This window comes from Labrys sp. HAY1-8F (assembly GCF_056754975.1).
The window spans coordinates 2,204,186-2,221,668 of the sequence record NZ_JBPGWZ010000002.1 but is presented as its reverse complement, the minus strand read 5'-3'; the positions used below and the strand labels follow the sequence as shown (position 1 = coordinate 2,221,668).

The following is a 17,483-nucleotide window of genomic DNA, read 5'->3' as shown; positions in this document are numbered from 1 at the left end:
TTCAGGAATCAGGTCCGACGCTGCAAGGAGCTGTTGCCGCTTCGTTTTGGCAAAAACCGGTGTCCGCCTTTTGGCACGACGCTCTCTATAGTCTGAAGATGCGCTTGGGCAGCAATTCGCCGCGCTCGAGTTCGGCGAGCGCCACCAGCGTACCGCCGGACATCACTGCCGCCACGCCTTCGAAGACCGGCGCGTCGCGGCCGCGCAGGATCACGCCCTGGCCGCGGGCAAGGCGGCTGGCGTCATGCTGGGAAACCATCAGGGTCGGCAGGGCCTCGAGGGCGGTTTCCACCGGCAGCAGGGCTTCCGCCAGCGGGGGCAGGTCCGGCGTGCCTTCCTTCATGGCGCGCAATTCATCGGGCGTAACCGCATCCTGCTCGTCGAAGGTACCGACCATGGCCCGGCGCAAAGCGGTGACATGGCCGTAGCAGCCGAGGTCGCGGCCGAGGTCCCGGGCGAGGGCCCTGACATAGGTGCCCTTGCCGCATTCGGCCTCGAAAGTGGTGGTCTCGCCGGTAAATTCGACGATGCGCAGGGCATGAACCTCGATATTGCGGGCCTCGAGCTCAACCTCCTCGCCGTCACGCGCAAGGTCGTAGGCGCGCTCGCCATCCACCTTGATGGCGGAAAAACGCGGGGGGACCTGGCTGATCACACCGGTGTAGCGGGGCAGCAAGGCTTCGATCTCTGCTTTTTCAGGCCTGAGGTCGGAGGTCGCCACCGGGCCGCCTTCGGTGTCGTCGGTGTTGGTCTCCACCCCCCAGGTGACGGTGAAGCGATAGACCTTGCGGCCGTCCATGACATAGGGGACCGTCTTGGTGGCTTCACCGAGGGCGATGGGCAGGATACCGGAGGCCAGGGGATCGAGTGTGCCGGCATGGCCCGCCTTCTTGGCGTTGAACACGCGCTTGACCACGGCGACGCCCTGGGTCGAGGTCATGCCGACGGGCTTGTCGAGGATGATCCAGCCATTGACCTCGACACGGGTTGAACGGGGCGCGTTCATGCCTCGTCCTCCTCCTGGCCGGGCAGCCTTTGCTCGAGATCGCGGCTGACTTGCGGCTGGCGCAGAAGGGTGTCGACCTTGGAGGCGTAATCGAAGGTCGTATCGATCAGGAAGCGGAAATTGGGCGCGTATTTCATGGTCACCCGCCGGGCGATCAGGCCGCGCAGATATTTGGCATGGGACGCGAGGGCCTTGATCACCGCCTCGCCATCCCCGCCGCCCAGCGGCATCACATAGACGGTAGCGACCTTGAGATCGGGTGACATCCTGACCTCAGGCACGGTGATGACCTTGCCTTCGAGCACGGGATCCACGATCTCGCCGCGCTGTAGGATCTCGGCGAGGGCGTGGCGGATCAACTCGGCGACGCGCAACTGCCGCTGCGTGGGGGCCTTGGAGGAGGAGGGGGTAAGACGGGGCATGGCTTTCTCGGAGCGCGGACATCCTGTCCGCTCTTTCCCTTATATGACAGAAGAGCGGACAGGATGTCCGCGCTCCAAAAACAGCAATGGCCGGGTTCCCCCGGCCATTGCGTAATTTTCTGCCGAGATCGATCAGAGCGTACGCTTGATTTCCTCGACGCGGTAGCACTCGATGACGTCGCCGGCGCGCATGTCCTGGTAGTTCTCGAAGGCCATGCCGCATTCCTGGCCGACCTGGACTTCCTTGACCTCGTCCTTGAAGCGCTTGAGCGTGGAGAGCTTGCCTTCGTGGATGACGACGTTGTCGCGGATGAGGCGGACATTGGCACCGCGCTCGACGTGGCCGTCGGTGACGCGGCAGCCCGCAACCTTGCCGACCTTCGTGATGTTGAACACCTCGAGGATCTGGGCATTGCCGAGGAACTCTTCGCGCAGCGTCGGAGCCAGCAGGCCGGAGAGCACGCCCTTCACGTCATCCACGAGGTTGTAGATGATGTTGTAGTAGCGGATCTCGGTACCCGTCCGCTCGGAAGCCTCGCGGGCTTCCTTGTGGGCGCGGACGTTGAAGCCGATCACAGCGGCACCGGAGGCTTCCGCCAGACCGATGTCGGATTCGGTGATGCCACCGACACCCGAATGGATGACGCGGGCCTTGACCTCATCGTTACCCACCTTGTCGAGGGCACCGATGATGGCTTCCAACGAACCCTGCACGTCGGCCTTGACGACCAGCGGCAGTTCGCGGGCACCCGAGCCGGCCTTCACCGCCGCCATCATGTCGGCGAGCGTGCCGCGGCCTGTGCTCAGGCGCGCAGCGGTGTTCTCGCGCTTCTGACGCGTACGGTACTCGGTGATTTCGCGAGCACGGGCTTCGCTCTCGACCACGGCAACACGGTCACCGGCTTCCGGCGTTCCGTTGAAGCCGAGCACCTCGACCGGCAGGGACGGGCCGGCCTGGGGGATGGTGGCGCCGAGATCGTTGACCAGGGCACGCACGCGGCCCCACTCGGCACCGGCGACCACGATGTCACCGACCTTGAGCGTGCCGCGCTGCACCAGCACCGTCGCAACCGGGCCCCGGCCACGATCGAGCTTGGCTTCGATGACGGAGCCCTCGGCCGGACGATCCGGATTGGCTTGCAGGTTGAGAATTTCGGCCTGCAGCTGGATCATCTCCAGCAGCTTGTCGAGATTGGTGCGCTGCTTGGCCGAAACATCCACCTCGATGGTCTCACCGCCCATCGATTCCACCTGGATGTTGTGCTGCAGCAGTTCGGTGCGCACGCGTTCCGGCTTGGCGTCGGGCTTGTCGATCTTGTTGATCGCCACGATCAGCGGCACTTTCGCCGCCGTCGCGTGATTGATGGCTTCCACCGTCTGCGGCATGACGCCATCATCGGCCGCGACCACCAGCACCACGATATCCGTCACCTTGGCGCCGCGGGCACGCATGGCCGTGAAGGCGGCGTGGCCGGGCGTATCGATGAAGGTGATCTTGCCGCCGAGCGGCGAGGTCACCTGATAGGCGCCGATATGCTGGGTGATGCCGCCGGCTTCGCCGGAGACGACATTGGCGGAGCGGATCGCGTCGAGCAGCGAAGTCTTGCCGTGGTCGACATGGCCCATGATGGTCACGACCGGCGGGCGCGACTCCAGATGATCGTCGATGTCGGCCGTATCGAACAGGCCCTCCTCGACGTCGGCTTCCGACACGCGCTTGGCCGTATGGCCGAGCTCCTCGACGATCAACTGCGCCGTATCGGCGTCGATGACGTCGTTGATCTTCTTCATCTCGCCCTGCTTCATCAGCAGGCGAATGACGTCGACCGCGCGTTCCGACATGCGGTTGGCGAGTTCCTGGATGGTGATCGCTTCCGGAATCACCACTTCGCGCATGATCTTTTCCTTGGCCTCGACATGGCGATGGCCGGTCATGCGCTGGGTACGGCGACGGAAGGAGGCGACGGAGCGCGTACGCTCGTCCTGTTCACCCGTGGCGCTGGTCACGGTCAGTCGGCCGCGACCCTTCTGCTCGGTCGTGCGCGGTGTAGCCTCACGGCGAGGGGGAGCGGCGCCGGCACGACCGGGACCGCCGGGACCACGACGTACGCCACGAGCGCCATCATCGTCTTCGACCACGGCACGAGCGCGCGGCGGACCACCGACATTGCGGCCCGCGGGCGGCGTGATTGCCGGTTCGGACGGAGCAAAGGCGGAAGCACCGCGATTGGCCCCGAAGCCACCACCGCCGGGACGACGGTCGCCAAAGCTGGAACCACCCTCGCGCGGCGGACCGCGACGGTCGCCAAAGCCGGCACCGCCTTCGCGCGGCGGGCCACGGCGTTCGCCGAAGCCGGCACCACCCTCACGCGGCGGACCACGACGGTCACCAAGGCCGGCACCGCCTTCACGCGGCGGACCACGGCGTTCACCCCCTGGGCCGGCACCGCCTTCACGCGGACGCCGATCGCCAAAGGAACTGCCACCTTCACGCGGCGGCCGCCGGTCGCCGGGACCTTCGCGCCGGTCGCCATAGCCGCTCGGCCGAGCCGGTGCAGCCCCTTCGCGAGGCGCAGGCGCGGCTTCGCCCAAGTGGCGGCGTGCCTCAGCCTCGCCATGGCGGCGGGTTTCTTCCTCGCGGCGATGACGCTCATCTTCCTCGCGCTTGCGGATTTCGGCCGCCTTGCGCTCTTCTTCGCGGCGGGCTTCCTCGGCTGCGCGGCGTATGGCTTCCTCGGCCGCGCGCTTGCGCTCCTCGGCCTCACGGACACGGGCTTCGGCGAGCACGCGTGTGCGCGCATCCATTTCCTCGCTAGACAGCGTGCGCAGAACCATGCCGGCGCCGGGTCGGTTCGGACGCTGGCCCTGGGGCCGACCGGACGTCGATTGTCCGGGGCGTCCACCCTGCTGGGGGCCGCCTGGACGTCCCTGCATCGGAGTAGCCTGACGTGGGGCCACAGGAGCGGCCGCAGCCGGAGCCGCGGGGCGGGGAGCCGCCGGTGCCGCTGCAACCGGAGCCGGGGCTGCGGGGCGCGGCGCCGGTGTTTCCACCTGCGGTGCGGGAGCGGGTGCCTGTGCAGGAGCGGCAGCCGCCGGGGCGGCTGGCTTCTCGGCAACGACCGGCGCAGGCTGAACGGGTGCCGGCTGAACGGGCGCGGGCGCCGGAGCCTTGGGCGCTTCCACCGGGCGCGGCGCGGGCGCCGGTTCGGCGGCCCGGGGCGGCGGAGCCGGCTGGGGCGCTGCTGCTGCCGGAGGAGGCACCGGCCGCGGTGGCGGCGCAGCAGGCGGCGGCGCGGCAGGCGGAGTAACGGGGCCTGACGGACGGCGCTTCACCGTCTCGACGACGACAGTCTTCGAGCGGCCATGCGAAAAGCTCTGGCGAACCGTATCCGGCGCGCTCGAGGGCCGCTTCAGCGTCAGCGTCTTGGTGGGCGTAACAGTCAGCGTATCGCCCGGGTTTTTCGTATCAGTCATTCCGTGCCAAATCCTGCGGGTCGCCCCGTTTCATTCGATAGTTCAGCTGACGTCGTCGCCGTCTCGCGACGGGGCGGCATCTTGCGTTGAGGGTTCGTCGTCCGCCTGCAGCGGGGCTTCGGAGGATGGACGTGGCTCAGCCGAGGCCAGTCCGCCATCCTGCCAGAAAGCAAGCGCTGCAACGCGATCCAGGAAACCGGTAACCGCCGGGCCCGCGCAGAGCGCAGCATGTATCACATTTGTCCGCCCTAATGCCAAATCCAAATGGGCAGAATCGAAAATCGTAATGAAGTTAGGTGCATTTTTATCCCAATAGGCCCGTTTGACGGCATGTGCAAGCTTGCGGCCGCCATCTTCGGCCCCATCACGCGCTTGAATCAGGGCCACGAGGCGCCGTGAAACGCGTTCGGATTCGATTGCATTCATTACTTTGGCGAAGCCGGAGAGGACGAGTCCGGCCTTATTGGCGAAGCTTAGCATGTCGAGCGCCGCCTTCTGCAACAGCCGCTCGATGATGCCTGGCAGATCGGCCGGCACTTCGACCGGTCGTTTGAGCAGGCGGGCGAAGGCCCGCTTGCGCATGGCTTCCTGCACGCTAGCCCTGTTGGCGGTGACCCAGACGCCGCGTCCAGGCAGGACGCGTTTGAGATCCGGGGTCAGGGTGCCGTCGGGCGCTGCGACCAGGCGTATCAGCGTGTCGACAGGACGTACGAGGCGCGTAGCCGCGCACAGGCGCTCGCGCGCCCGGCGGTCATCGTCTTCCTCGATGCGCTCTGTCAACACGAGGGGTCATGCTCCATGCTCGGAGAGTGTAGAAGCTTCCTCGTCGGCAGCCTCTTCCTCGGCAGTCTCTTCCTCGGCTTGGGCCGGAGCCTCGACCCAGCCGGCCTTGACGCGGGCGGCCATGATGATCGCCTCGGCCTCGTCACGGCTGAGCTCGAAGCCGTCGAGATAGCCGGCATGCTTGGTGGTCTCGCCGTCCTTGCGCTCAGTCCAGCCGACGAGATCGTCAGTGGCGCAGCCGGCAAGATCCTCGACGGACTTCACGTCGTTCTCGCCCAGCGCCACCATCATGGCGGTGGAGATGCCTTCGACCGTCTTCAACTCATCTTCCACGCCCAGCGCCTTGCGCTTGGCATCGAACTCTTCCTCGACCGCGGTGAGGTAGTCGCGGGCGCGAGTCTGGATCTCGCCGGCGGTTTCCTCGTCGAAGCCTTCGATCGACGACACGTCGGAAGGGTCGACATAGGCGACTTCTTCAACCGTGCGGAAGCCTTCGGAGGCGAGCAACTGGCCGACGACCTCGTCGACGTTCAGGGCGGTCATGAAGGTCTGGGTGCGCTGCACGAATTCCTTCTGGCGACGCTCGCTCTCCTCGGCCTCGGTGAGGATGTCGATGTCCCAGCCGGTGAGCTGGGAGGCCAGGCGCACATTCTGGCCGCGGCGGCCGATGGCCAGCGAAAGCTGGGCTTCGGGCACGACGACCTCGATCTTCTCGGAATCCTCGTCGAGCACCACCTTCGACACTTCGGCCGGCTGCAGCGCGTTGACGATGAAGGTGGCAACGTCGGGCGACCAGGGGATGATGTCGATCTTCTCACCCTGCAGTTCGCCGACCACCGCCTGCACGCGCGAACCGCGCATACCGACACAGGCGCCGACCGGATCGATGGAGGAATCGCGCGAGATCACGGCGATCTTGGCGCGCGAACCGGGGTCGCGGGCCACCGCCTTCACCTCGATCACGCCGTCATAGATCTCCGGTACTTCCTGCTCGAAGAGCTTGGACATGAAATGGGGGTGGGTGCGCGACAGGAAGACCTGAGGGCCGCGCTGCTCGCGGCGCACGTCAAATAGATAGGCGCGGATGCGGTCGCCGGGGCGGAAGACTTCACGCGGCAGCAATTCGTCGCGGCGTACCACGGCTTCGCCGCGGCCGAGATCGACGACGACATTGCCATATTCCACGCGCTTGACCAGGCCGTTCACCACGGTGCCGACGCGGTCCTTGAACTCGTCGAACTGGCGATCACGCTCGGCCTCGCGCACCTTCTGCACGATGACCTGCTTGGCCGACTGGGCGGCGATGCGGCCAAAATCGAAGGGCGGCAGGGTTTCGGCGATCCAGTCATCGATCTGGGCGGCCGGATTCTTGCGGCGTGCATCCTCGAGCAGGATTTGGACGGCGTCGTTCTCGATCTGGTCAACCACCTGCAGCAGACGCGACAGGCGGATCTCGCCGGTCTTGGGATTGATCTCGGCCCGGACTTCCGTCTCCTGACCGTAACGGGAGCGGGCGGCCTTCTGAATTGCGTCTTCCATCGCGGCGAGCACGATCTGACGATCGATCACCTTCTCGCGGGCGACGGCGTCGGCAATCTGCAACAGTTCCAGGCGGTTCGCGCTGACGGCCATGATTCTTTCCTCTCAGCGGGTTTTTGGTTGTCTATGCGGCTTCTTGGACGGCGTCTCCGGATCGGAGGTTTCGTCCGATTCCAGTTCGTCCGCTTCCAGCTCCGACGTTTCTTGAGCCTCGAGTTGCGCGGCCAGCGCCTTGGAGGCGACCTTGGCGCGGCGCAGCGATTCCGTCACCAGCGCGTCGGTCAGGATGAGATGGGCTTCGCTCATCTCGTCGACCTTCAACTCCACATCGGTGGCCTCACCGGGACCGGCATCGACACGGCGAATCTTGGCCTTGCTGCCTTCGGCGCCCAGCAGGATGCCCCGGAAACGGCGGCGACCGGCCACGATCAGGGTCATCTCGATCTTGGCTTCATGCCCGGCCCAGCGCTGGAAGTCGCTGACGCGCACCAGCGGGCGATCGATCCCCGGCGACGAGACTTCCAGGTGATAGGCCTTGCCGACCGGATCATCGACGTCGAGGACGGGTGAGAGCGTCTTGGAGATCAGTTCACAATCGTCCACCGTCATGGTGCCGTCGGGCCGTTCGGCCATGATCTGCACGGTGCCGCCATTATTGCCGTTGAGGCGTACCCGCACGAGGCGGAAGCCGAGTGGCATAATGGTGCGCTCGGTGATCTCTGCCACGCGTGCGGCAACGCCCGTCTCGGTGAGACGGCGCGGTTCGTTCAACGCGTCAGCCGACGAATCGGCCTTGCTGACAATGGCTTCGGGTTCGTTCACGCAACCCTCGAAACAAAAAGAGCGGGTCCCGGGTGGGGCCCACTCTCAAAACCAACGATCAAGTAGACCGTCTATGAGATGTCTCATCGAGACAAACGCAATATAGGGATTTTTCGTCGCCATGCAAGGAAGGAATCGTTCACCTTGTTGACGGGCGCGCTTCGGATGCCTTGCTTCAGTAAAAGACCCCGGCGACCAGTGCCACATCCATGACGCTCAATCTGTACCATTGATCATCCAATACGATGTGCAGCGTATCTTGGCGAGCGGTGAAAAGCTGCGCCGGTCGTTCGCGGCTGAAGCCCAGATCGAGATCGTAGGCAGGAAGGGTCTTGATCTCGTGCTTGTCGCATCGGAACAGTACGAGGCGATGGCTTTCTTGCGCATAGCCGCCAGCCAGCAGACCGAAGTGACGATCGATGGCGATAGCCTTGGCGCCCTCGGGCCGGAGCCGGTGAGTCCCAGACAGGTCGATGCTGAGAATGGGGAAGTCCGTGTAGCAACAGCTCCAGACCTGCCTGCGTCCGACATTGAGCGCATAGCAGTCGACCATGGCAAAGTCTGTGGTGGCGATGCCCTGTGACCAGAGGGCCCTTCCACCTATATCGAAGCGCATCAGGCCGCTGGGCGCCATGCCGGGGCCGCCGCGGCTCCAGGCGCGATTGTCGAGAGCACCCTCGTCCCAATATCCGCACCAGATCTTGCCTTCGCCGTCGCATTGCAGGTGTTCGATGGCATCGGAAAATAGGCTGGTTCCGTCTGCCTTTTGCCGTCGAAGATCGACAGCCGGCCCAACGTCGGAGCGCTTTTGAGAAACGATTCGCGGCCCTGCCTGGCGATATCGTGGCTGGTATCGAGGCAGATCAGCCGGCCGTCGCTGCTGACGGCGTAATCGAATTCGAACCAGTCGGGTCCGCGCGGGGGCAGGGAGACGGCGCTCGACGGCGCGATCTTCGGCCTCGTCCCGGTGCCGGTCACGTTTTCACCCATCCGGCGCTCTCGCGCTCGTCGAGCGCGCCCTTCAGCGTGGTCAGTTGTTGCGAGGCAGCGTTGCCCTGCATCAACTGGAGCAGCAGCTTCGCCCCGGTCGATCCGAGTTCGAAACGCGGCTGGCGAATGGTCGTCAGGGTCGGCTCGACGAAATCGCCGAGTTCGATGCCGTCGAAGCCGATGATGGAAACGTCCTGGGGTACCCTGAGCCCACCCCTGCGGATGGTCGTCATGAAGGCGATCGCCATTTCGTCGCTGGTGGCGACCACGCCGGTCGGCCGGCGCTCCAACGCCAGGAAAGCCTTGCCCGAGGCGACGCCGGAGGCGAAATCATAATTGCCCTCGAAGCGCACGAAATCATCGGGCCCGAGGCCGGCGGCGGCGATTTCGGCCTGGAAGCCGGCATAGCGATGGCGCTCGTTGTAATTGCCCTTCGGGCCGGCGAGATAGGCCAGATGCCGGTGGCCCCTGTCGAGGAGATAGCGCGTCTGGGCCTGGCAGCAGATCTCGTCGTCGACCACCACGGCCGGTATGCCGGCAACATCGGTCTCCGCGCAGATGCCGACGATGGGAATGCCTGAATCGGCGATGGTGCGCCCGGCATGCGAGGGCACGGTGCTCGCAAGCACCAACGCTCCGTCGATATGGCCCCCGAAAACGAGGTCGACCAGATATTTCTCCTTGCCGTCGATGCTATCGAGATTGCCCATCAGCACGGCATAGCCAGCCTGGGACAGGGCGGTGTCGATCCCCCGCAGCACCTCGCTGAAGAAGGGCGGATTGCGCCGGGGGCCGACCACGACCAGCACGCTGCGCGAGGAGCCGGCGCGCAACTGCCGGGCAGCGCTGTTGGGCGTGTAACCGAGCTCGCGCACGGCCGCGAGCACACGCTCGCGCGTTTCCGTCTGCACCCGATCCGGAAAGGTGAGGGCACGGCTGACCGTGGCCGTCGAGACCCCCGCGGCGCGGGCCACGTCGCCGATGCGGATCTTGGAGACGTCGCGCAACGCGCGTCTTTGAATGCGTTTGGCTCGTTCTTTGGCGGGCGGCATCAGACTACCGTACTCTAACCTGTTGACGAAACTTCGTAAAAGTCACGTCATCTGCTCGTTGCGGGTGCGACCGGAGCCCTGCGCCGATCCCCTTGACACGAACGCCGATCGCAATCAATATCCCGGCGCATGCAATCGATTACATAAGCACAGCATGCGATCCTTCAGGGAGGATGTCCATGGAAAAATTGAGGGCGATTCTGCAGCGGGCTCCGGCGCGCTCGATGCTTGCCGGTGCGCTTGTCGCGCTGGCGTTTGCCGGGCAGGGCATTTCCGGGCAGGCCATGGCTCAGGACAAGCCCAAGGCCGAGGTGATGCATTGGTGGACTTCCGGCGGCGAGGCCGCCGCCGTGAAGGTCTTCGCCGACCAGTACACCAAGGCCGGGGGCATTTGGGTCGACTCGGCCGTTGCCGGCGGCCAGGCCGCGCGCTCGGCTGCAATCAACCGTATCGTCGGTGGCAATCCGCCCACTGCCTCGCAGTTCAACACCGGCAAGCAGTTCGACGATCTGGTCAGCCAGAGCCTGCTCAATACCGTCGACCAGGTTGCCGAGGAAGGCAACTGGAAGTCCTTCCTGCCGCCTTCCTTCATCGCAGCCGCGAGCCGCGAGGGCCATATGTATGCCGTTCCGGTGAACGTGCATGGCCAGAACTGGGCCTTCTATTCCAAGGAAGTGCTCGACAAGTCCGGTGTCACCACAGTGCCGACCAGCTGGGACGATTTCTTCGTGGCTCTCGACAAGATCAAGGCGGCCGGCTTTATCCCGCTGGCACAGGGCGGCGAGCCCTGGCAGGAGCGGCTGCTGTTCAATGTCGTGCTGCAATCGGTCAGCAAGGACACGTTCATGCGGCTCTATGCCAAGAACGATGCCACCGCTATCGATACACCCGAGTTCAAGAAATCGGCCGAGATTTTCGGCAAGTTGCGTGCCTACACCGATGCCGGGTCGCCGGGACGCAACTGGAACGATACCACGGCTCTGCTGATCACCAACAAGGCCGGCGTGCAGTTCATGGGCGATTGGGCCAAGGGTGAATTCAAGGCGGCGAACAAGGAGGCCGGCAAGGATTTCTATTGCCAGATCGGCATCGACGATAAGGAGTTGGTGATCGGCGGCGACGTCTTCGTCTTCCCCAAGACCACCGACGCGGCCCAGCTCAAGGCGCAGAACCTCCTCGCTTCGACCATGCTGTCGCCTGAGACCCAGGTGCTGTTCAATATTCAGAAGGGCTCGATGCCGGTGCGCACCGATGTCGATGCCAGCAAGTTTGACCCGTGTGCGCAGAAAGGCATGAAGCTCCTCGCCGATCCTGCGCATCAGACGCCGGTGGTCGACATGCTGTCCAGCGCCGATCTGATCGGCGCGCTCGAGGATGTCGTCACCAATTTCTGGAACGACAAGGGCCAGACCCCGGAAGACTTCACCGCCAAATTCGCGAATGCGCTGAAGTCGGCGCAGTAGGCTCCTACAGGCGGGTCCTCGGACCCGCCTGCCCGACGCACGGACAAGCCGGTCTCGCTCCATCTCGCGGCGGAGCCGAGAAGACCGGCCCCCATTCTCACCACAAGATGGATCCTGAAGGAGGTCGCAATGGCCGAACCTGCAAGATTGTCGCGTCCAAATCGTCGTCCTCGCCGACTGAGCATGGCGGCACTGGCTTTGATACCGGCCTGGATCATCGTCGTAGCCGCCTATATCGGCACGGTTATCTGGACGATCGTCATCTCCTTCACCGGTTCTAAGTTGCTGCCGGTCTACAATTTTGTCGGTTTCGATCAGTATGTCCGGTTGTTTGCCTCGGATCGCTGGCAGGTTTCGGTGTGGCACCTGGCCGTCTTTGGCGTGCTCTTCATCATCTGCTGCCTGATCGTGGGCTTCTTGCTGGCGGTGGCGCTCGATCAGAAGATCCGCTTCGAGAACACGTTCCGCACCATCTTCCTCTATCCCTATGCGATGTCCTTCATCGTCACGGGCCTGGTCTGGCAGTGGCTGATGAACCCCAATCTCGGCATCCAGAACACGGTGCGCAATTGGGGTTGGACGAGCTTCACCTTTGACTGGGCGGTGAATTCGAATCTCGCCGTGTTTGCACTGGTTATTGCCGCGATCTGGCAGGCCTCGGGCCTGGTAATGGCGCTGATGCTGGCGGGGCTGCGCGGGGTGGATACGGAGTTGTGGAAGGCGGCGAAGATTGACCGTATCCCAACCTGGCGGGTCTATGTCTCCATCGTCCTACCGATCCTGACCCCCACCATCACCACGGCGACGGTGCTGCTCTCGATCGCGGTGATCAAGGTTTATGACCTCGTAGTCGCCCTCACCAATGGCGGGCCGGGCACGGCCTCCGAAATGCCGGCCAAATTCGTGATGGACAATCTCGGCCAGCGCCAGAACATCGGCCTCGCCACGGCGGCCTCGACCGTGATGCTGATCACGGTGATCTGCGTGATCTCGCCCTGGCTCTACCACACTTATTTCCGCCGGCAGTCGAGGAGGCCGGCATGAGCGCCCTCGAGACGCAACGCGGGCGCAAACCCTCCCGCCTTACCCCCGGCCGCATCGGCCTCTACATCTTTCTCGTCGTCGCCGCAGCCTTCTTCCTGCTGCCGGCCGTGGTGATGGTGCTGACGTCGCTCAAGACTATGGACGAGATCCGTCAGGGCCAGATCTTCGCCCCACCACAGGCCTTCGACCTCACGGCCTGGCGCACGGCCTGGTCGAGTGCGTGCACGGGCCTGGCCTGCAATGGCATCAGCGTTGGCTTCCTCAATTCGGCGAAGATCCTCATTCCGAGCGTGGCGATCTCCATCGCCGCCGGCGCTATCAACGGCTACGCCCTGTCGCTATGGAACGTGCGCTACGCCAACCTCCTGTTCGGCATTCTTCTGGTCGGCGCCTTCATTCCCTATCAGGTCTTCATCTATCCGCTGGTGCGCATCTCCTCGCTCGCCAACATCTTCCAGACCCTGCCCTGCATCGTGATCGTGCACACCATCTTCGGCATGCCGCTGATGACGCTGATCTTCCGCAATTATTATGCGAGCCTGCCGGTCGAATTGTTCAAGGCGGCGCGCGTGGATGGCGGCGGCTTCTGGCAGATCTTCTTCCACGTCATCCTGCCGATGTCGACGCCGATGCTGATCGTCGCCGCCATCCTGCAGGTCACCGGCATCTGGAATGACTTCATCCTCGGCCTCACCTTCGCGGGCGGCGCCAATTCGCCGATGACGGTACAGCTCAACAACATCGTCAATTCGACCACGGGCGAGCGGGCCTACAATGTCAACATGGCGGCGACCCTGCTCACGGCCGCCGTACCGCTCGTCGTCTACTTCATCTCCGGTCGTTGGTTCGTGCGCGGTATCGCCGCCGGCGCGGTCAAGGGGTAAGCATCATGAACGTTTCCGCGAATGCATCTGCCTCGGTGAAGGACGTCTCGGTCTCGGTGAAGGATCTGGCGATCCGCTACGGCGCGGTGGCTGTCATCGACGATCTCCAGCTCGACATCCGCCAGGGCGAGTTCATCGTGCTGCTCGGGCCCTCGGGCTGCGGCAAGTCCACCTTGCTCAATGCCATCGCCGGCCTCCTGGAGATCAGCGATGGCGAGATCTGGATTTCGGGCAAGAACGTTACCTGGGCCGAGCCGGCCGATCGCGGCATCGGCATGGTGTTCCAGTCCTACGCGCTCTATCCGCGCATGAGCGTGGAGGGCAACATGTCCTTCGGCCTGAAAATGGCTCGCGTGCCCAAGACCGAGATTGCCGAGCGCGTCGCCAAGGCCTCCAAGCTCCTGCAACTCGATGCCTTGCTCCAGCGAAAGCCTTCCGAATTGTCGGGCGGCCAGCGCCAGCGCGTCGCCATCGGCCGCGCTCTGGTGCGCAATGTCGACGTCTTCCTGTTCGACGAACCCCTGTCCAATCTCGACGCCAAGCTGCGTAACGAACTGAGGGTGGAGATCAAGAAGCTCCACCAAAGCCTCGGCAACACCATGATTTACGTCACGCATGACCAGATCGAGGCGTTGACCCTGGCCGACCGCATCGCCGTGATGAAGGGCGGCGTCATCCAGCAACTCGCCAGCCCGCTTGAGATCTATCACAAGCCGGCCAACCAGTTCGTCGCTGGCTTCATCGGCTCGCCCGGCATGAATTTCATCGAGGGCCAGCTTTCGGGGGCGCCGGGACACTGGCGTTTCGAGGCGGATGGCGAGAGCATCGACCTTGCGGCCTATGCGTTCTCGGTGGAACCGGGTGTGCGCAAGGCCGTGCTTGGCATTCGGCCCGAGCATATCGACGTCGGCCTTGCATCGGCGGGAAGACATGCCGCCCGCGGCAGGATCGACATCGTCGAGCCGATGGGCGCCGAGACGGTGCTGTGGACCAGCTTTGCCGGGAAGCCCGCCACCATTCGCGTCGACGGCGACAATGAAAGCGGGCCCGGCGACGAGATCGGTTTTCATTTCGACGTCGGGCGTGCCTCGCTGTTCGACGCGGAAAGCGGAGAGCGTCTGTGAAAAAGCCCGGCCGCGATTGCCACCCAACCCGTTGATTTTTCTCATTTCATGAAAGGATCTGTCATGGCTCTGCAATATCCCCTGTCTTTCCAGCTCTATTCGGGCCGCAACTTCCCGCCACTCGAGGGGCAGCTCAGGACGATCGCCGAGGCTGGCTTCAGCAATGTCGAGCCCTACGGCGCCTTCTACCAGGACGTGCCCGCCGCTGCCCGCCTGTTCAAGGAGTTCGGCCTGACGGCCAAGAGCGGCCATTTCGGTATCGATGGCCTGGAGGCCGATCTCGACGGCAATCTGCGCATCGCCGAAGCGCTCGGCATCGGCACGATCGTGGCGCCCTATCTGATGCCCGATGCCCGCCCCAGGGATGCGGCGGGCTGGAAGGCATTCGGCAATCGCTTGGCGGCGGTGGCGCGCAAGGCCGGTGAGGCCGGTTACACCTTTGCCTGGCATAACCATGATTTCGAGTTCATCGCCCTGCCGGATGGCTCCTATCCGATCGAACATCTGCTGGTCGACGGCGTGAAATGGGAAGCGGACATCGCCTGGATCGTGCGGGCGAATGCCGATCCCAAGCCCTGGATCGCGCGCTATGGCGCCATCATGCCGCTTGTCCACGTCAAGGACATCGCGCCGGCCGGCGAGAAGGTCAACGAGGATGGCTGGGCCGATGTCGGCACCGGCGTGGTCGACTGGGCGACGATCTGGCCGCTCTGTGTGGCTGCGGGCGCCGAGATCATGGTCGCCGAGCACGACAATCCCTCTGACCTCAGGCGTTTTGCCACGGTGAGTGCCGAGGCGATGCGTAAGCTCGCCGGAGTGTGAGCGGGAAAAGCTGTTATCCCCGGCGCCACCGCAGGCGGCGGGAAGGGGATCCAGGGGCACAGATCGAGCCCTTCAGCCCCTGGAACCCCTCGCCCTCTCTCGCTGCGCTCGCGAGCGGCTCGGCCGGGGATGGCAGATTATGAAGCCGCGACCAGTTCATAACTTTCAAATTCAATGCCGATCCCGCGCCACCGACTGCCGTCGATGTCGCTGAGGAGATCGGCACCCCAGATATTCAGGAGCTTCCCATGCCATTGCGCGTCGGATTGATCGGCTGCGGCAATATATCGGACATCTATCTTCTCAACGCCGCCCTGTTTCGCGATTTCGATTTCGTCGCCTGCGCCGACCTCAGGGAGGAGGCGGCGAAGAAACAGGCCCAGAAATACAATCTGCAGCGGCGCAGCATCGAAGCGCTGCTGGCGAGCGACGATGTCGACATCGTGCTCAACCTCACCGTGCCCGAGGCGCATGCCGAGGTCTCGCGTGCCGCGATTGCGGCTGGCAAGCACGTCTATGGCGAAAAGCCGCTCGCCACGCGCCTCACCGATGGCATCGCGCTGATGGAGGCGGCGAAGTCGAAGGGACTGAGGGTCGGCTGCGCACCCGATACGGTGCTCGGCGCCGCCATCCAGCAGGCAAGGCTGCGCATCGATGCCGGCGAGATCGGCCGGCCGCTGATCGGTACCGCCGCGGTACTCGGGCACGGCATGGAGCACTGGCACCCCAATCCGGAGTTCTTCTTCAAGCCGGGCGCCGGCCCGGTCTTCGACATGGGTCCCTACTACCTCTCCACCCTCATCAATCTGCTCGGGCCGGTCGCTTCGGTGATGGCCTTGAGCCAGAGCGGCTTTGAGGAGCGGGTGGTGACCACCGAGGGCTCGCCGTTCAAGGGGCAGAGCATCGCGGTAGAGACGCCGACCAGCATCCAGGCGCTGCTCGCCTTCAAGTCCGGTGCGCAGATCACCTTCCTGGCAAGCTGGGACGTCTGGGCCCATGGCCAGTTGCCGATCGAGCTCCACGGCACCGATGCGTCGCTGCGCGTGCCCGATCCCAACTGGTTCGGCGGCGAGGTCTCGCTGGCCCGCCCGCGCGAGGCCTGGGAAAGCCATGCTTCGTCCGGCGACCGTTTCGGCCAACCGAACTGGCCGGCGGAACATCCCGTCAATGCCAATTATCGCGGTCTCGGCCTTGCCGACATGGCACGCGGCATCATCGACGGCCGCCCTCATCGCGCCAACGGCGATATCGGCTTGCATGTCCTCGCCGTGATGGAAGGTGTCCTCACCGCTGCCGAGCAGAAGCGGCCGGTGCTGATCGAGCAGGGTTGCGAGCGGCCCGCGCCGCTCGGTGACGAGGAGGCGAGGGGGCTTCTGGCCTGAAATTTGCTGAGGAGGAGGCCGGTCCTATTCGTCCACCGGCTTCCATTCGTCGCGTCCGAGGTCGATGACCTTGGGATCGCTGCTCGCGGTGCTGGTGCGACCCTGCGGGGCCGGAACGGGGCCTTCACGCCATTGCCGCAGCAGGCTCGGTAGAAGGAGCGCGAAGCCGATGATGTCGGTAACGAAGCCGGGGATGATCATCAGCACGCCGCCGAGCGCCACCATCAGGCTCTCGCGGGCGGCGCCGTTGCTTGGCTCGCCGCCCTGCATCGCACGCAGCAGGCGCGAGAACACGCTTCCGCCCTGCCGGCGCAGCAGCGAGGCACCGATGAAGGAGGTCGCCACCAGGGCGATCAGCGCCAGGGCGATGCCGATCCGGCCCGCGACCCAGACGAAGGCGGCGATTTCCGCAAAAGGCAGGATCACAAGTCCGGCCAGGCCGAGCCAAGCCCAGCCAGCGGGAACATTGAAGCTGCGTGCGATCATCGGTGTCTTTTCTCCTGAAGCAAGGACGCGTTTGCCGAAAATGCGTCCTTGCGGGTCTTGGTGGTCCCGCCAAACAGCAACCGCTTTGTCGGAGCCCCCCCTGCAAGATATCAAACATTTGCAGAGTTTCCCGGTGGGGCCGTCGTCGGCCCCACCGGGAAACTCTGTTTGGGCCTTGCGCAGCGGCACA

Annotated in this window: 16 protein-coding genes; 6 read left to right on the top strand and 10 right to left on the bottom strand. The window is 64.5% G+C overall.

Features of this window, described 5'->3' with window-relative positions; genetic code table 11:
• Window positions 1–85 precede the first annotated feature (85 nt).
• The 9 genes from truB to ACR9ZN_RS19310 form a co-directional block, all read right to left on the bottom strand.
• Window positions 86–1,006 carry a tRNA pseudouridine(55) synthase TruB gene (gene truB, locus ACR9ZN_RS19350; protein ID WP_434958081.1) on the bottom strand — a complete coding sequence of 307 codons (921 nt, stop codon included), beginning with the start codon at window positions 1,004–1,006 and terminating at the stop codon, window positions 86–88.
• Window positions 1,003–1,428: a 30S ribosome-binding factor RbfA gene (gene rbfA, locus ACR9ZN_RS19345; RefSeq protein WP_434958080.1), complete on the bottom strand. Its 426-nt coding sequence runs from the start codon at window positions 1,426–1,428 to the stop codon at window positions 1,003–1,005. The genes truB and rbfA overlap by 4 nt, the downstream gene beginning before the upstream one ends.
• A gap of 132 nt (window positions 1,429–1,560) precedes the next feature.
• Window positions 1,561–4,902, bottom strand: a complete 3,342-nt coding sequence (gene infB / locus ACR9ZN_RS19340; RefSeq protein ID WP_481272940.1) for a translation initiation factor IF-2 — start codon at window positions 4,900–4,902, stop codon at window positions 1,561–1,563.
• Window positions 4,903–4,944: 42 nt separating this feature from the next.
• Complete coding sequence (locus tag ACR9ZN_RS19335) at window positions 4,945–5,682, bottom strand: RNA-binding protein (RefSeq protein WP_481272939.1); 738 nt, start codon at window positions 5,680–5,682, stop codon at window positions 4,945–4,947.
• A 9-nt stretch (window positions 5,683–5,691) separates the two neighbouring features.
• Window positions 5,692–7,317, bottom strand: a complete 1,626-nt coding sequence (nusA, locus tag ACR9ZN_RS19330) for a transcription termination factor NusA (RefSeq protein WP_434958076.1) — start codon at window positions 7,315–7,317, stop codon at window positions 5,692–5,694.
• Window positions 7,318–7,329: 12 nt separating this feature from the next.
• Entirely contained in the window at window positions 7,330–8,046 is a 717-nt protein-coding gene (gene rimP, locus ACR9ZN_RS19325; protein WP_434958075.1) for a ribosome maturation factor RimP, read from the bottom strand.
• A 175-nt stretch (window positions 8,047–8,221) separates the two neighbouring features.
• Window positions 8,222–8,680, bottom strand: a complete 459-nt coding sequence (locus ACR9ZN_RS19320) for a hypothetical protein (protein WP_481272938.1) — start codon at window positions 8,678–8,680, stop codon at window positions 8,222–8,224.
• Window positions 8,662–9,024, bottom strand: coding sequence for a hypothetical protein (locus tag ACR9ZN_RS19315; protein ID WP_481272937.1), 363 nt, complete (start codon window positions 9,022–9,024; stop codon window positions 8,662–8,664). The genes ACR9ZN_RS19320 and ACR9ZN_RS19315 overlap by 19 nt, the downstream gene beginning before the upstream one ends.
• Window positions 9,021–10,088: a LacI family DNA-binding transcriptional regulator gene (locus ACR9ZN_RS19310; RefSeq protein ID WP_454815884.1), complete on the bottom strand. Its 1,068-nt coding sequence runs from the start codon at window positions 10,086–10,088 to the stop codon at window positions 9,021–9,023. The genes ACR9ZN_RS19315 and ACR9ZN_RS19310 overlap by 4 nt, the downstream gene beginning before the upstream one ends.
• 179 nt (window positions 10,089–10,267) lie before the next feature.
• Between ACR9ZN_RS19310 and ACR9ZN_RS19305 the strand changes: the two genes are divergently transcribed.
• The 6 genes from ACR9ZN_RS19305 (at window position 10,268) to ACR9ZN_RS19280 (ending at window position 16,807) form a co-directional block, all read left to right on the top strand.
• Complete coding sequence (locus tag ACR9ZN_RS19305; RefSeq protein ID WP_434958071.1) at window positions 10,268–11,551, top strand: ABC transporter substrate-binding protein; 1,284 nt, start codon at window positions 10,268–10,270, stop codon at window positions 11,549–11,551.
• Window positions 11,552–11,680: 129 nt separating this feature from the next.
• Window positions 11,681–12,595 carry a carbohydrate ABC transporter permease gene (locus ACR9ZN_RS19300; protein WP_434958070.1) on the top strand — a complete coding sequence of 305 codons (915 nt, stop codon included), beginning with the start codon at window positions 11,681–11,683 and terminating at the stop codon, window positions 12,593–12,595.
• Window positions 12,592–13,479 carry a carbohydrate ABC transporter permease gene (locus ACR9ZN_RS19295; protein ID WP_434958069.1) on the top strand — a complete coding sequence of 296 codons (888 nt, stop codon included), beginning with the start codon at window positions 12,592–12,594 and terminating at the stop codon, window positions 13,477–13,479. Before ACR9ZN_RS19300 ends, ACR9ZN_RS19295 begins: the two co-directional genes overlap by 4 nt.
• A 5-nt stretch (window positions 13,480–13,484) precedes the next feature.
• Window positions 13,485–14,603 carry an ABC transporter ATP-binding protein gene (locus tag ACR9ZN_RS19290; protein WP_481272936.1) on the top strand — a complete coding sequence of 373 codons (1,119 nt, stop codon included), beginning with the start codon at window positions 13,485–13,487 and terminating at the stop codon, window positions 14,601–14,603.
• Window positions 14,604–14,666: 63 nt separating this feature from the next.
• Complete coding sequence (locus ACR9ZN_RS19285) at window positions 14,667–15,425, top strand: sugar phosphate isomerase/epimerase family protein (RefSeq protein ID WP_434958067.1); 759 nt, start codon at window positions 14,667–14,669, stop codon at window positions 15,423–15,425.
• 248 nt (window positions 15,426–15,673) lie between these two features.
• Window positions 15,674–16,807, top strand: a complete 1,134-nt coding sequence (locus ACR9ZN_RS19280) for a Gfo/Idh/MocA family protein (protein WP_454815876.1) — start codon at window positions 15,674–15,676, stop codon at window positions 16,805–16,807.
• Window positions 16,808–16,831: 24 nt separating this feature from the next.
• On the opposite strand, the gene ACR9ZN_RS19275 is transcribed toward ACR9ZN_RS19280, so the two are convergent.
• Window positions 16,832–17,293: an FxsA family protein gene (locus ACR9ZN_RS19275; RefSeq protein ID WP_481272935.1), complete on the bottom strand. Its 462-nt coding sequence runs from the start codon at window positions 17,291–17,293 to the stop codon at window positions 16,832–16,834.
• Window positions 17,294–17,483: the final 190 nt, after the last annotated feature.

Coding starts and splice junctions, on each gene's coding strand:
- rbfA (WP_434958080.1), bottom strand. CDS start 1,428: ATGCCCCGTCTTACCCCCTCCTCCTCCAAGGCCCCCACGCAGCGGCAG.
- nusA (WP_434958076.1), bottom strand. CDS start 7,317: ATGGCCGTCAGCGCGAACCGCCTGGAACTGTTGCAGATTGCCGACGCC.
- ACR9ZN_RS19310 (WP_454815884.1), bottom strand. CDS start 10,088: ATGCCGCCCGCCAAAGAACGAGCCAAACGCATTCAAAGACGCGCGTTG.
- ACR9ZN_RS19285 (WP_434958067.1), top strand. CDS start 14,667: ATGGCTCTGCAATATCCCCTGTCTTTCCAGCTCTATTCGGGCCGCAAC.
- ACR9ZN_RS19275 (WP_481272935.1), bottom strand. CDS start 17,293: ATGATCGCACGCAGCTTCAATGTTCCCGCTGGCTGGGCTTGGCTCGGC.
- ACR9ZN_RS19305 (WP_434958071.1), top strand. CDS start 10,268: ATGGAAAAATTGAGGGCGATTCTGCAGCGGGCTCCGGCGCGCTCGATG.
- ACR9ZN_RS19320 (WP_481272938.1), bottom strand. CDS start 8,680: ATGGCGCCCAGCGGCCTGATGCGCTTCGATATAGGTGGAAGGGCCCTC.
- ACR9ZN_RS19290 (WP_481272936.1), top strand. CDS start 13,485: ATGAACGTTTCCGCGAATGCATCTGCCTCGGTGAAGGACGTCTCGGTC.
- ACR9ZN_RS19295 (WP_434958069.1), top strand. CDS start 12,592: ATGAGCGCCCTCGAGACGCAACGCGGGCGCAAACCCTCCCGCCTTACC.
- infB (WP_481272940.1), bottom strand. CDS start 4,902: ATGACTGATACGAAAAACCCGGGCGATACGCTGACTGTTACGCCCACC.
- ACR9ZN_RS19280 (WP_454815876.1), top strand. CDS start 15,674: ATGCCATTGCGCGTCGGATTGATCGGCTGCGGCAATATATCGGACATC.
- truB (WP_434958081.1), bottom strand. CDS start 1,006: ATGAACGCGCCCCGTTCAACCCGTGTCGAGGTCAATGGCTGGATCATC.
- ACR9ZN_RS19300 (WP_434958070.1), top strand. CDS start 11,681: ATGGCCGAACCTGCAAGATTGTCGCGTCCAAATCGTCGTCCTCGCCGA.